The 12,815-nt window shown below is 41.1% G+C and carries 17 protein-coding genes and 1 riboswitch; all 17 genes read right to left on the bottom strand.

The genetic code is table 11. From position 1 onward, the window contains the following. Window positions 1–178: 178 nt before the first annotated feature. A complete protein-coding gene (gene sufB, locus ACIFOD_RS09445) occupies window positions 179–1,576 on the bottom strand; it encodes a Fe-S cluster assembly protein SufB (RefSeq protein WP_113969016.1) in 1,398 nt (465 codons plus the stop codon). A gap of 38 nt (window positions 1,577–1,614) precedes the next feature. Continuing rightward, window positions 1,615–2,055, bottom strand: a complete 441-nt coding sequence (sufU, locus tag ACIFOD_RS09440; protein WP_397552879.1) for a Fe-S cluster assembly sulfur transfer protein SufU — start codon at window positions 2,053–2,055, stop codon at window positions 1,615–1,617. After that, window positions 2,045–3,274 (bottom strand): cysteine desulfurase, encoded by a 1,230-nt coding sequence (locus tag ACIFOD_RS09435; RefSeq protein WP_430314403.1) that lies wholly within the window; start codon window positions 3,272–3,274, stop codon window positions 2,045–2,047. The genes sufU and ACIFOD_RS09435 overlap by 11 nt, the downstream gene beginning before the upstream one ends. Further along, window positions 3,274–4,584 (bottom strand): Fe-S cluster assembly protein SufD, encoded by a 1,311-nt coding sequence (gene sufD / locus ACIFOD_RS09430; RefSeq protein ID WP_430314402.1) that lies wholly within the window; start codon window positions 4,582–4,584, stop codon window positions 3,274–3,276. Before sufD ends, ACIFOD_RS09435 begins: the two co-directional genes overlap by 1 nt. Window positions 4,585–4,601: 17 nt before the next feature. Next, window positions 4,602–5,387, bottom strand: a complete 786-nt coding sequence (gene sufC / locus ACIFOD_RS09425; RefSeq protein ID WP_064092886.1) for a Fe-S cluster assembly ATPase SufC — start codon at window positions 5,385–5,387, stop codon at window positions 4,602–4,604. 331 nt (window positions 5,388–5,718) lie between these two features. Then, a complete protein-coding gene (locus tag ACIFOD_RS09420) occupies window positions 5,719–5,877 on the bottom strand; it encodes a hypothetical protein (protein WP_181778084.1) in 159 nt (52 codons plus the stop codon). Window positions 5,878–6,290: 413 nt separating this feature from the next. After that, a complete protein-coding gene (locus ACIFOD_RS09415) occupies window positions 6,291–6,656 on the bottom strand; it encodes a carboxymuconolactone decarboxylase family protein (RefSeq protein WP_113969020.1) in 366 nt (121 codons plus the stop codon). A 140-nt stretch (window positions 6,657–6,796) separates the two neighbouring features. Then, entirely contained in the window at window positions 6,797–7,618 is an 822-nt protein-coding gene (locus tag ACIFOD_RS09410) for a MetQ/NlpA family ABC transporter substrate-binding protein (RefSeq protein ID WP_397552876.1), read from the bottom strand. Between the two features lie 15 nt (window positions 7,619–7,633). Beyond that, a complete protein-coding gene (locus tag ACIFOD_RS09405) occupies window positions 7,634–8,302 on the bottom strand; it encodes a methionine ABC transporter permease (RefSeq protein WP_148970063.1) in 669 nt (222 codons plus the stop codon). Beyond that, window positions 8,299–9,321 carry a methionine ABC transporter ATP-binding protein gene (locus ACIFOD_RS09400; protein ID WP_430314401.1) on the bottom strand — a complete coding sequence of 341 codons (1,023 nt, stop codon included), beginning with the start codon at window positions 9,319–9,321 and terminating at the stop codon, window positions 8,299–8,301. The genes ACIFOD_RS09405 and ACIFOD_RS09400 overlap by 4 nt, the downstream gene beginning before the upstream one ends. A gap of 150 nt (window positions 9,322–9,471) precedes the next feature. Then, window positions 9,472–9,578: riboswitch (SAM riboswitch) on the bottom strand. A 110-nt stretch (window positions 9,579–9,688) separates the two neighbouring features. Beyond that, window positions 9,689–10,039, bottom strand: a complete 351-nt coding sequence (locus ACIFOD_RS09395) for a hypothetical protein (RefSeq protein WP_430314400.1) — start codon at window positions 10,037–10,039, stop codon at window positions 9,689–9,691. 278 nt (window positions 10,040–10,317) lie between these two features. Beyond that, window positions 10,318–10,632 (bottom strand): thioredoxin family protein, encoded by a 315-nt coding sequence (locus tag ACIFOD_RS09390; protein ID WP_397552908.1) that lies wholly within the window; start codon window positions 10,630–10,632, stop codon window positions 10,318–10,320. 5 nt (window positions 10,633–10,637) lie between these two features. Then, window positions 10,638–10,997, bottom strand: a complete 360-nt coding sequence (locus ACIFOD_RS09385) for a toprim domain-containing protein (protein WP_113969161.1) — start codon at window positions 10,995–10,997, stop codon at window positions 10,638–10,640. Window positions 10,998–11,178: 181 nt separating this feature from the next. Beyond that, window positions 11,179–11,415: a YusG family protein gene (locus tag ACIFOD_RS09380; protein ID WP_113969025.1), complete on the bottom strand. Its 237-nt coding sequence runs from the start codon at window positions 11,413–11,415 to the stop codon at window positions 11,179–11,181. 99 nt (window positions 11,416–11,514) lie between these two features. Then, the gene (gcvH, locus tag ACIFOD_RS09375) at window positions 11,515–11,898 is read right to left on the bottom strand and encodes a glycine cleavage system protein GcvH (RefSeq protein ID WP_149156666.1); all 384 of its coding nucleotides are present in this window, start codon (window positions 11,896–11,898) and stop codon (window positions 11,515–11,517) included. Between the two features lie 128 nt (window positions 11,899–12,026). After that, window positions 12,027–12,383: an arsenate reductase family protein gene (locus tag ACIFOD_RS09370; RefSeq protein WP_397552872.1), complete on the bottom strand. Its 357-nt coding sequence runs from the start codon at window positions 12,381–12,383 to the stop codon at window positions 12,027–12,029. Window positions 12,384–12,500: 117 nt separating this feature from the next. Further along, complete coding sequence (locus ACIFOD_RS09365) at window positions 12,501–12,803, bottom strand: ArsR/SmtB family transcription factor (protein WP_430314399.1); 303 nt, start codon at window positions 12,801–12,803, stop codon at window positions 12,501–12,503. Window positions 12,804–12,815 lie beyond the last annotated feature (12 nt).

The raw sequence follows: 12,815 nt of genomic DNA, 5'->3' as shown, positions 1-12,815 counted from the left end.
CAACAATAGGGGTGCAGTTCAAAAGCCCGAGGAGGCTTGACTTCCTCCCCGGGGAATCTTGTGCCTGGAGCGGAAAGGAACGCACCATGTTTTAATACTACTACTCATCAAAAAGCTTTACAAAAGAAGCAATGAAAAAACTCCCCTGATGAAACATCAAGGGAGTTTGAATGACATATTATCCGATTGAACCTTCCATTTCGAACTTGATCAGGCGGTTCATTTCGACTGCGTATTCCATTGGAAGTTCTTTCGTGAATGGCTCGATGAAGCCCATAACGATCATTTCTGTTGCTTCTTCCTCTGAAATTCCACGGCTCATAAGATAGAATAATTGTTCTTCTGATACTTTTGATACCTTCGCTTCGTGTTCTAACGAGATGTTATCGTTAAGAATTTCGTTGTAAGGGATCGTATCGGAAGTTGATTGGTTATCCATGATCAGCGTATCACACTCGATGTTTGAGCGTGCGCCTTCCGCTTTACGGCCAAAGTGTACAATTCCACGGTACGTTACTTTACCACCATGCTTGGAGATGGATTTAGAAACGATCGTAGAAGATGTGTTTGGAGCCAGGTGAATCATTTTCGCTCCGGCATCCTGATGCTGGCCTTTACCTGCCAACGCAATGGATAGTGTCATACCACGGGCGCCTTCACCTTTAAGGATGACCGCCGGGTATTTCATCGTCAATTTAGAACCGATGTTTCCATCCACCCATTCCATTGTTGCGTTCGCTTCACAGACAGCACGTTTCGTAACCAGGTTGAACACGTTGTTCGCCCAGTTTTGAATCGTCGTATATCGGCAGTACGCATCTTTCTTGATGATGATTTCAACGACTGCAGAGTGAAGTGAATTCGTTGTGTAAACCGGTGCTGTACAACCTTCAACATAGTGTACGCTTGCGCCTTCATCGACGATGATCAGCGTACGCTCGAATTGACCCATGTTTTCTGAGTTGATACGGAAATAAGCTTGTAGTGGTGTATCCACCTTGATTCCTTTAGGAACATAGATGAAAGAACCACCTGACCAAACCGCTGAGTTAAGTGCAGCGAACTTGTTATCCGTCGGAGGAATAACCTTCGCCCAGTGCTCACGGAAAAGTTCTTCATTTTCTTTTAAAGCAGAATCTGTATCTTTGAATACGATCCCCATGTCTTCAAGATCTGATTGCATGTTGTGGTATACAACTTCTGACTCATATTGAGCAGAAACCCCAGCAAGATACTTTTGCTCAGCTTCAGGAATACCTAATTTATCAAACGTCTGCTTGATTTCTTCAGGTACTTCATCCCAGCTGCGCTCTGACTTTTCAGAAGGCTTCACATAGTAAGTGATCTCATCAAAGTTCAGTTCTTGCATGTCTCCACCCCATTGAGGCATAGACATATTATAAAAATGCTCCAGTGACTTCAAACGGAAATCAAGCATCCACTTAGGCTCATCTTTCATACGAGAAATTTCTTCAACGATTTCTCGTGTCAAACCACGTTTAGAACGGAAAATCGATACGTCTTTATCACTAAAACCGTATTTATAGTCTCCGATCTCAGGCATCTTCTTTGCCATGTTGATTCCTCCATTCTTAAATAGAGTAGGAGAAGAGCTTATTCCTGCTCTTCTTCTTGGACTCCTTTTTCCATCGCTTTCCAAGCCAGTGTCGCACATTTGATACGGGCCGGGAATTTAGCGACTCCTTGTAATGCTTCTATATCTCCTAAATCCACATCGTCGTCATAGTCATTGCCTTGCATCATATCAGAGAAGATCTTGGAAAGCTTCAATGCTTTCTCAATATCTTTCCCTTTAACCGCTTGGGTCATCATCGAAGCAGAAGCCATGGAGATCGAACAGCCTTCCCCGTCAAACTTCGCATCCTGAACGATCCCATCTTCCACCTTTAAAGTCAGGTGTATGCGATCTCCACAAGTAGGGTTATTCATATCGATGGTAAAGCTTCCATCCTCTAAAGAACCTTTGTTTCGTGGATTCTTATAATGATCCATGATGACTTGTCGATATAACTGATCTAAATTATTAAAAGACATCGCTGAAAAACTCCTTTGTCTTCAATAGGCCTGCTACAAGTTTATCAATATCTTCTTCCGTATTATAGAGGTAGAAGCTGGCGCGTGCTGTTGCGGATACGTTCAGCCACTTCATCAGCGGTTGTGCACAGTGATGACCCGCGCGGACGGCAATCCCTTCAGCATCAAGGACGGTTGCCACATCATGCGGATGAACATCATCAATGTTAAACGTAACAAGACCTGCGCGCTTTCCGGGATCACTTGGCCCGAAAATTTTCATGCCTTCGACTTCATTCATTTTCTCCAATGCATAAGCCGCAAGCTTATGTTCATGTTCTTCAATGTTATGAAGTCCTACTTCTTCAAGGAAATCAATTGCAGCTCCAAGTCCAATGGCACCTGCAATGATCGGTGTACCGCCTTCAAACTTCCACGGTAGCTCTTTCCAAGTGGATTCCTGAAGCCCGACAAAGTCGATCATTTCCCCACCGAATTCTACCGGTTCCATTTTGTTCAGGTGTTTTTTCTTACCGTAAAGTACTCCGATCCCTGTAGGACCTACCATTTTATGACCTGAGAAGGCAAAGAAATCACAGTCAAGATCTTGTACGTCGACTTTCATATGTGGAGCAGCCTGCGCCCCGTCAACGACCATGACTGCCCCATTTTCATGAGCAATCCTGGTGATTTCCTTGATTGGATTCATTGTACCAAGCACGTTTGAAACCATCATGATCGAAACAATCTTCGTTTGAGATGTGACAGTCGCTCGTACATCTTCAATCGCAATCGTTCCATCCTCTTGAAGGGGAACATATTTTAACGCCGCTCCGGTCTCTTTCGCTAACTGTTGCCAAGGAATGATATTACTGTGATGCTCCATGTGAGTGATCACAATTTCGTCACCCTCGGACAGATTGGCACGACCGTAGCTTGCTGCAACTGTATTGATTGCTGTTGTCGTTCCACGGGTAAAGATCACTTCTTGAGTAGAGGAAGCGTTAATGAAATTGCGGACCTTTTCACGGGCACCTTCATATCCATCTGTCGCTCTCGTCCCAAGAGTATGAACCCCCCGGTGAACATTTGAGTTATATCCACGGTAATAGTCATTCATCGCTTCGATAACGGAAACCGGTTTTTGCGATGTTGCGGCACTGTCAAGATAAACAAGTGGATGGCCATTTACTTCCTGGTCGAGAATCGGAAATTGTTTACGAATCTCTTTTACATCCATTAGTTTACTTTCCTTTCGATAACCTCAACAAGTTGTTTCTTAACTCCTTCAATCGGTAATTGTTTTACCACAGGAGCCAAGAAGCCATGAATAACCAGACGTTCCGCTTCATGCTGCGGAATTCCACGACTCATTAGGTAATAGAGTTGCAGCGGATCCACTCGACCTACAGAAGCAGCATGTCCTGCCGTTACGTCATCTTCATCGATAAGAAGGATTGGATTCGCATCTCCACGTGCTTTTTCACTAAGCATCAATACGCGTGATTCCTGCTCTGCATTCGACTTAGACGCACCGTGTTCAATTTTACCGATACCATTGAAGATGGAAGATGCTTCATCTTTCATCACTCCATGCTTAAGGATGTATCCTTCAGAGTTTTTACCGAAGTGAACAACCTTCGTCGTGAAGTTTTGTTTCTGTTTTCCGCGTCCAACGACAACGGTTTTTGTATCACCATATGAGCCATCACCCATAAGATTTGTCACGTTTTCTGAAACGGTGTCTCCATCGTTCATTAATCCAAGAGCCCACTCGATGCGAGCATCTCTTTGCGCGATTCCACGACGGTTAACATACGTTGTTAATCCGCTTGTTAAATTATCCACAGCACCGTATTCCACTTTAGCATTATTGTTTGCCAAAACTTCCGTAACGATGTTGTATACGCCGTTATCCACATTTGTTGTAGAAATGTAGTTTTCAACATACGTTACAGAGCTATTGTCTTCAGCCACTACTAATACGTGGTTGAACATCGCTACTTCAGCATTGTCATGAAGGTATACCGCTTGAATCGGTTGAGTCAATTCCACATTTTTTGGAATGTAAAGGAACACTCCCCCATTCATCAACGCGGCATGAAGGGCTGTAAGCTTATGCTCATCCGTTTTCACACCTTCAGTCATGAAGTACTTCTGTACAAGTTCACTGTGGTCTTTTACAGCTGTGAAAATATCCGTAAAAATAACACCATTGTCTTTTAATTCGTTTGAAAGAGAAAGAAAAGCAGGTGTGTTATTTCGTTGAATATAAAGACTTTGGTCACTGCTTTCTAAATCAACTAATTCTTTTGCTTCATCCGGCAGCTCACTCAATGATGAGAACGTATCACTTTCCACTGTATGCTTCTGGAATTGAGTAAAATTCCAATTCGTGATTTTCGTTTTATCAGCAACTGGAAGGCTTAGATCCTTTACTTTATCAAAGGCATCTGCGCGAAGGGTTGTTAACCATTCCGGCTCTCCAAGTTGTTTTGAGTAGGAGCTGACATAGTCCTGATCTACTGGTAGTTTCGTTTCTACAGTCATTTTCATCCCCCTAACACTTACGCTTCTTGGCCAACAGTTTCGTCTTTGATTCCTAACTCTTCTTTAATCCAGTCATATCCTTCTGCTTCAAGGCGTTGTGCTAATTCTTTCCCGCCTGATTTCACAATGCGTCCTTGCATCATAACGTGAACATGATCAGGAGTGATGTAGTTAAGAAGACGCTGATAGTGAGTGATGATCAAGCAACCGAAATCCTCACCGCGCATTTTATTGATTCCTTTTGATACAACCTTAAGGGCATCGATATCAAGACCAGAGTCGATCTCGTCAAGGATGGCAATCTTAGGTTGTAACATCATTAATTGAAGGATTTCATTACGCTTCTTCTCTCCACCGGAGAATCCTTCGTTTAAGTAACGCTGTGCCATATCCGGATCCATTTCAAGGTATTCCATTTCAGAATCCATTTTGCGGATGAATTTCATAAGAGAAATTTCTTCGCCTTCTTCGCGACGGCTGTTGATTGCTGAACGTAAGAAGTCTGCATTCGTTACACCGTTGATTTCACTTGGATACTGCATTGCAAGGAATAGACCTACGCGAGCGCGCTCATCCACTTCCATTTCAAGCACATCTTCACCGTCGAAGTGAATGCTTCCCTTAGTCACTTCATACTTTGGATGACCCATAATAGCAGAAGATAAAGTAGATTTACCTGTACCATTTGGTCCCATTACTGCGTGGATTTCTCCACCTTTAATTTCAAGGTTAACCCCTTTCAGGATTTCCTTTCCTTCAATCTCAACATGAAGATCTTTAATTGTTAAAGTAGAACCTGCCATGTATATTTACCTCCGTGACTTTATAATGAATTTAAGAATTAAATTCTTTAATCATTCTCAATTTATTCTCATTCTAATCTTATAACAAATAAAAGCTATTATCAACTTTTTCAACTATACAGATAGTGTAAACTTGACTAGATAATCCTTTTCTATTGTTAACCTAAAATAAAGGAAAAATGTAGGGATACAATCTCCAGTTACCGATCATGAAGAACATACCGACACTGATGGAAATTGAAATCCATCCGATCGTCCGCTTTTTCCTTTGGTTGTTAACGCATAAAAAAACCAGTGCAACGTCTACACTGGTTTTCTTTTTTCTTCCTTATTATATATTAGCGTGCACCTTACGATCAAATGCCGCAATCATTCTTCTGCTTTCCTTATAGTCCTGCTCTCTTCTTTTCTCTACTTGCATTCTGACTTCATGCTTTCGTTTGTACACCTCATAACCAATCCCATGGGCTCCATGCATTGCCTTTTCCATTTCACTTGTGTACGAGATACTCTCAAGAGAGTCGATAACGAATCATTCCTTTCAGGTTTTTAATTACTTTACAACTATACTACCCCCTCTTTCACAAGACAAAACCGGTATAGGGTCATTTTTTCTTAAATTCATCCTTTTCACCCTGACCTCAAGGGGTTACCATTAAGTTTTCACAAAATTCCGCCATTATACTGCCAATTAATAGCGAACCTGTGGAAATTTATAAGTCCAAGTGAATATTTATTAGATTATTTCCAAGGCTGTGTTTATTATCCATGATACCCAGCTTGTAGTGGTTGATTTCAATCCACTATTCAATCTTATAGAATAAAAATAGCCACTATAAAACACTCGACCATCATTCACTTCTACAACAAAAGAACGGGAAGTGTATCACCTCCCGTTAGTCGTTATTGCTTCAATTGATTCAAATCCTGAATGGATTGCTGTACTAACGTCACAGCCTGACTCATGACCGCTCCGCCTCCGAATGCAGCGGTTACTCCGATTGCTTCAAGGATTTCTTCTTCTGAACATCCTTGATCCAGGCATCCTTTTGTGTGGTAGATTATGCAATATTCATCCTGGGAATATAGGCTGATACCTAACGCAATCAACTGCTTTTCTTTTTTAGTAAGAACTCCTTCTCGAAAGCAGTGCTCAGTGAACGCATTGTACTGCTCGGCCAGCTCAGGCATTTTTTCCGTAAAGATTCCAAGTCCCATTTTATAATCATGAAGGGCAGCTTCTGTTGTATTTCTTGGTTCCATCTGCATTTCATTCAGCTCCATTTCTTAAATAGATTCATCGAAAATAGTATGAACCAATAAGGAAATGATTATGTTAAAAATTTGGAGAAGACCTTACAATGAAAAAAACCCGATTCTGTACAGTGACAGAATCAGGTTTGCTCACTTTATTCACTTACCGGCACAACGGCTCCATCCCATTCTTCATTGATGAAGTCCTGGATTTCTTTCGAACGCAGTGCTTCCACTAGCGCTTTAACTTCCTCTTTGTTTTCATCACCTTTGTTCACTGCAATCACATTCACATAAGGAGAGTTACTATCTTCAATGGCAATTGAATCTTCAAGGGGTTTCAACCCTGCATCAATGGCATAGTTAGAGTTGATGACAACCGCGTCCCCTTCTTCGTTTTCATACATTTGTGGAAGAAGAGCTGCTTCGTACTCATAATCAAATTGAAGGTTTCTAGGGTTTTCCTTGATGTCTTCAAGTTGGGCTTGCGTATTTTCCACCCCATCCTTTAAGGTGATGAGTCCTTTTTTCTCTAATAATGTAAGGATACGTCCATGATCCGATACAGAGTTACTCATTAAGATCGTAGCGCCTTCAGGAAGCTCCTCGAGAGATTTGTGTTTTTTCGAATAAACACCGATCGGCTCAATATGAATTCCCCCTGCATTGACAAAATCATATTCATTTTCCTTCATTTGCAAGTCCATATAAGGAGTGGTTTGGAAATAGTTTGCGTCAATATCCCCATTATCCAAATCTTTATTAGGGAGGATATAGTCTTGATACGTCTCAATTTGCAAGTCGATCCCTTTTTCTTCTAAGACAGGCTTCACTTGTTCAAGGATTTCAGCGTGTGGAATATTAGAAGCTCCTACTACCAATTCCTTTTCGTCATTTCCGGAACCTGAATCACTCCCACATGCTGCCAAGCCAAAAATACTAGTTGCTGCTATAACTCCTGCTACCCATTTTTTCATTTCATTTCTCTCCTTTTATCGTTTATCTAATTTATTTGTAAAGAAATCACCCAGTATCTGAATCGCAAACACAATGAGTAAAATCATAATGGTTGCGGCGATCGTCACGTCTTCCCTGCTTCGTTGGAAGCCATCTAAATAAGCTAAGTTACCAAGTCCACCTGCTCCGATGACCCCGGCCATTGCCGTGTATCCAACAAGGGCGATGGCTGTCACCGTAATCCCTGAAATCAAAGCCGGCATGGATTCTGGTATCAGTACTTTCCATATAATTGTGCTCGTCTTCGCCCCCATCGCTTTCGCGGCTTCGATGACGCCTTTGTTCACTTCTCTTAAAGCAATTTCTACCATGCGGGCATAAAACGGAGCAGCCCCGATGATCAGTGCCGGCAGAGCTGCATTCGCTCCACGGATTGTGTCCAATAAAAACTTGGTGAACGGAATTAACAACACGATCAAAATAATGAATGGAATTGATCTGAACACATTTACAACTGCACTTGTAATCGTATATGTCAGTTTGTTATCCCATAGATTTTCCTTAGAAGTAAGGAAGAGCAAAATCCCAAGGATCATTCCGAGTACAAAGGTAATCAATACAGACATCCCGGTCATATACAGGGTTTCGAGGGTTGCTTCCCACATCTTCTCCCAATCTACATTTGGAAATAAGTTTTCAATCATCCTCTCAACACCTCCACTTGAACCAGTTGCGTTTGAGCAAATGCCAATGCACCATTAATGGTTTGTTCCTCCCCGTCAAGGTGAACAAATAACGTTCCATAGGCACCTTTTTGGGTTTGGGAGATTTGTCCTTGCAGGATGTTTACATCTAAGTCAAACTTTCTTATCAGCGCAGTGATGAGCGGCTGCTCAGTTGATTCACCTACAAAAGTAAATTTCAGTACTTTTCCATTAGGATATTGCGTCAATAGGTGATCAATGGTTTGATCCGTTTCCTTTACTTGCGAGACTTCTCTTACGAAACGCTTGGTCACTTGCTCTTGTGGATTTCGGAACACTTCCAATACATCCCCGAGTTCCACGACTTTTCCCTGTTCCATGACTGCGACACGATGACAGATCTTTTGAATCACGTGCATTTCATGAGTGATCAGGACTATCGTCAGCCCTAAGCGTTTATTAATATCCACCAATAGATCAAGGATAGAATCGGTTGTTTGTGGATCTAGAGCGGAAGTAGCTTCATCACATAGAAGGACATCAGGATTGTTCGCAAGCGATCTGGCAATCCCCACCCGTTGTTTCTGTCCGCCGCTCAGTTGAGACGGATAGGCATCTCCTCTGCCTTCCAATCCTACAAGCTTCAATAATTCATTGGCTCTTTGGACTCTCTCTTTCTTTGATACTCCAGCAATTTCTAACGGAAACTGGATATTTTCTAATACAGTACGAGACCAGAGGAGATTAAAGTGTTGAAAAATCATCCCTATTGACTGTCTTGCTTCCCGAAGCTTTTTACCCTTTACTTGGGAAACGATTTGTCCGTTCACGTCCACTATTCCATCTGTAGGAACTTCAAGACCATTAAGCATGCGGATCAGCGTACTCTTACCTGCCCCACTATAGCCAATCACTCCAAAAATTTCTCCTTGGGCAATCTCGATATTGACGCCATCAACGGCTGAAATCGGACCTGATTTGGATTGATAGATTTTCTTCACATCTGAAATGGTAATCATGTTGTATTCCACCTTCTTTCGGAGTAAAACGACCTGTTTAATCAGAATTATAGTTGTACTTATCTGATGTTTCCTGCTCCTTTTTCTGAAGCAATAAAAAATGCCTTCCTGCGATAAGCAGAAAGGCATAATCATATAGGACTATCCTTTCTCTCATCTTTCAAAGCAAATGCTTTGAGTGAATTGGCACCATTTCAATTTTCATTGACGGTTGCCGGGCTTCATAGGGCACGTCCCTCCACCTCTCTTAATAAGAGTTAAGTATATTATTTAATTATTTGGAATAGTTAAAGACTCTGAAAATTTGCTACAAGAGAGATTCTATCACCGGATATAGTGTGTGTCAATTATTTTTTCTCCTCGCTGGTTAAACTTCAATCGGCTCTTTTTCTCTGGATCTCGTTAGCCAAAGGACCGACTCCACAAATAAGAGTGGACGATACCCTCCCCTTATAGCCAGTAATCCTTCCTCAATCAGTTGAGACAACCGTTCTTCCCCCGAAAGTAGAGAAACCAGTGTTTCCTCCACCCCTTCAATGACGAAATGAGCGTCACCACTTAAATCGTCTAATAAAGCGCACCTCTTACTCGAAATAATAATGCCGTACACGTCACTTCCACAATCAAAATGAAGAATAAATGGGTTGTCTGGAAATAAGAGTCGTAAGTGATATCTTGAATGACACTGATCTACTAATCCCTCTAAATATATTCGCATGATTACCCTCCCAGTGAAACTTCTATATAATAACAATTCCACTTTTAGGTATTTTCCCCTTCAATACTTTCTCGACATGTTTTGAACCGGTGCACCTTATTTGTCGAACAGTAAGAATTTGGATGATGTCTAGTCAAAATATGATGCCCTTCGCAACATTTCCCGAGAAATATGTCTTCGTTTGTAGAAAGAAAATCGTTCTAAAATTGGATTTCATGAGGAAATAGGTGAAATCAGACAAATAAAAAAGACCTTCTCCTTAAAGGTCTCTTATCCCTCTAACTATCCGCGGTCTTGTTTAGGGTTTCATATAAAAATGGCACGGATTGAAAGGCATAAATCCTTTCCTGTTCGACACCATCCTTAAATAAAAGCAGGCAGGGTACACTTTCGATGGATTGCTCTTCTGCAAATTGGGGCAAGTAATTCAAGTTGGACTTGGTAAAATGAAAGGATTGTGGAAGCTTCTCCACTACGTCAATCATCTTGCTTGCAACCTGACAGGTACCACACATCGGTGTATAAAGATAAACAGCTTCGAACGCATGTTTTTCAATCAATTGTTTTAAAGTTTCGGTACTACTTACCTCAATCAAAACTAAATCATCCTTTTTCCTAGAAATTCTTTATGAACGTCTATATTGGCTCCTATAAGCACTGACGCCAGGTGATACTCCGGTGCTGCGGCCACTTCCTTGTACATACGATCAATATACAAATGTTCAGCTTCTGGAAACTCACGTTTAAATTGCTTGCGTAGTTTTTCACCTGCATCATCAGCATCTACTAATATATAGACATCCCTTTCCAATAAAGCATCAATGAGTTCGTCCATTTTTGTAATGCTAATGGTCCCGTTTGTGCAAATAATTTCAATCGGTTCTTTGATGATACCTCTTACTTTACGTTTGTCCGTTGTTCCTTCGACAATGATTACTTTTTCGTCAAGTTCCATCATGATCATCACCTTATCTTTCATAAATAAGATTACGATAGTATATTCAAATAACAAGAGATGATGTCCACTTTCTACTTGTATTTTCTCATGTTTATAAAAAAAAGTGCAAGTGGTTTGCCTAAATCATCTATTTATACAAATGGTGCCAGATCCATAAATGAATCTGGCACCACTAGCCTCTCTAACACCAGCCACCCTCATCACAATCAGTGTATCTTGCTTGATCGCCTTCTGTGGAAGTGTAGCTTTGATAAATTTTATTTTCTTTTGCTTCAAAATTCGGCTCCATGGTTATTCCGTCAAGAGGCAGAGCCATTCTGCCGATCGGCTGATTATCCAAATATAGTTCTACTTCACCATCTTTAAGTTTTCCTGTCACTCTATTGGTTACATCTAATTTCTTAGGCTCAAGCACCATTTGTGTTCATCCTTTCTTTGTGAAAAAACGTCTACTCATATGGTACCCAAAATAAAAAACAAAACACCTTGAGAAATTCTCAAGGTGCCTCTGAAGATATTATCCTTCATTAATCATTTCATCATACTGTTCAGCTGTCATAAGCTTGTCTACTTCTCCAGCTTCTGTTGGTTCAACAACGATCATCCATGCTTTTTCATAAGGTGATTCGTTCACGAATTCAGGGCTATCAGATAGCTCTTCATTCACTTCTACCACCTTACCCGATACAGGTGCATATAGCTCAGAAACGGTTTTAACCGACTCAACACTACCGAATGGCTCGTCCGCTTTGATTTCATCTCCAACCTCTGGTAACTCAACGAATACGATATCGCCCAGTTCAGATTGTGCAAATGATGTGATTCCAACGCGTAGATTTTCCCCTTCAACTTTGACCCACTCATGTTCTTCTGAATAACGAAGTTCTTTCGGTGTACTCATTCTCTATCCCTCCAAATGCTAGTTATACAACCTAATATTGACACACTTTTCATTGAAAAAGCAAGAAAACTAAGTGTGAATAATGAAACTTTTTCATCGTCCATGATCTGGTAATCAAAGACCTATTTTTACTTCCAGGTTTCTTCAAAGGTTTCTTCCTTGAACCCAACTGTCACCTTGTTCCCATCCGTTGTGATTGGGCGCTTGATCAGCATCCCGTCTGTGGAAAGGATTTCTAATAATTCCTCATCTGAAGCTGAGTTCACTTTATCTTTCAAGCCTAGTTCACGATACTTTTTACCACTTGTATTGAAGAACTTTTTAAGAGGTAAACCGCTCTTTTCATATAGGCTTTTGAGCTCATCCTTTGACGGTGGGTTTTCGGCAATATGTATTTCATTCAATGCTATATCTTGATCTTCAAGCCACTTCTTTGCTTTCCGGCACGTACCACACGTTGGATACGAATAAAAAGTCAACGACATCATTCCACCACCTTTCATTATGATCCTGGATGAAGCATGGCTCCATCCAGCATTCTGTAATGACGAATCTATCTCTACATTCGACAATATTCATTATTATCCTTCTTTTGTGAAACATTACTCACATTGTTTTTCAACCGTCTCAACCAGTTCCTTCAAAAGGAGGGTTGCATTATCCAATTCAAGAGAATAGAATCGCTGCGTCCCCTTTTGCTCTAATGAAACTAATTGCTGATCTCTCAGGATCTTTAGATGGTGAGAAACAGCGGGGCGCGATAATGTTAGGTTTTCAGTAATTTGATTGACCGTAAGAGGTTCTTGTTCGGCAAGAAGTAATATTATGTCCTGACGATAAGGATCACTGAGTGCTTGAAATAATGGAATGCAAGCACGAAATGTATCGATTGCTTTTTGACCCATAGTCTTCTCCCT

The organism is Rossellomorea sp. NRS-1567, from assembly GCF_050467885.1.
In the GTDB taxonomy this organism is placed as follows: domain Bacteria; phylum Bacillota; class Bacilli; order Bacillales; family Bacillaceae_B; genus Rossellomorea; species Rossellomorea aquimaris_C.
Note: the sequence above shows the minus strand (reverse complement) of the source record. Positions and strands in the feature narration are given on the sequence as shown.

Bases quoted from the DNA above. Each gene is read 5' to 3' on its own strand.
- sufU (WP_397552879.1), bottom strand. From the start codon at position 2,055: ATGTCTTTTAATAATTTAGATCAGTTATATCGACAAGTCATCATGGAT.
- ACIFOD_RS09370 (WP_397552872.1), bottom strand. From the start codon at position 12,383: ATGTCGTTGACTTTTTATTCGTATCCAACGTGTGGTACGTGCCGGAAA.
- gcvH (WP_149156666.1), bottom strand. From the start codon at position 11,898: ATGAGTACACCGAAAGAACTTCGTTATTCAGAAGAACATGAGTGGGTC.
- ACIFOD_RS09380 (WP_113969025.1), bottom strand. From the start codon at position 11,415: ATGGTGCTTGAGCCTAAGAAATTAGATGTAACCAATAGAGTGACAGGA.
- ACIFOD_RS09435 (WP_430314403.1), bottom strand. From the start codon at position 3,274: ATGGATGTAAAAGAGATTCGTAAACAATTTCCGATTCTCGACCAGGAA.
- ACIFOD_RS09405 (WP_148970063.1), bottom strand. From the start codon at position 8,302: ATGATTGAAAACTTATTTCCAAATGTAGATTGGGAGAAGATGTGGGAA.
- ACIFOD_RS09365 (WP_430314399.1), bottom strand. From the start codon at position 12,803: ATGGGTCAAAAAGCAATCGATACATTTCGTGCTTGCATTCCATTATTT.
- ACIFOD_RS09420 (WP_181778084.1), bottom strand. From the start codon at position 5,877: ATGGAAAAGGCAATGCATGGAGCCCATGGGATTGGTTATGAGGTGTAC.
- ACIFOD_RS09385 (WP_113969161.1), bottom strand. From the start codon at position 10,997: ATGATGGAACTTGACGAAAAAGTAATCATTGTCGAAGGAACAACGGAC.
- sufD (WP_430314402.1), bottom strand. From the start codon at position 4,584: ATGACTGTAGAAACGAAACTACCAGTAGATCAGGACTATGTCAGCTCC.
- ACIFOD_RS09395 (WP_430314400.1), bottom strand. From the start codon at position 10,039: ATGCGAATATATTTAGAGGGATTAGTAGATCAGTGTCATTCAAGATAT.
- ACIFOD_RS09415 (WP_113969020.1), bottom strand. From the start codon at position 6,656: ATGCAGATGGAACCAAGAAATACAACAGAAGCTGCCCTTCATGATTAT.
- sufB (WP_113969016.1), bottom strand. From the start codon at position 1,576: ATGGCAAAGAAGATGCCTGAGATCGGAGACTATAAATACGGTTTTAGT.
- ACIFOD_RS09400 (WP_430314401.1), bottom strand. From the start codon at position 9,321: ATGATTACCATTTCAGATGTGAAGAAAATCTATCAATCCAAATCAGGT.
- ACIFOD_RS09410 (WP_397552876.1), bottom strand. From the start codon at position 7,618: ATGAAAAAATGGGTAGCAGGAGTTATAGCAGCAACTAGTATTTTTGGC.
- sufC (WP_064092886.1), bottom strand. From the start codon at position 5,387: ATGGCAGGTTCTACTTTAACAATTAAAGATCTTCATGTTGAGATTGAA.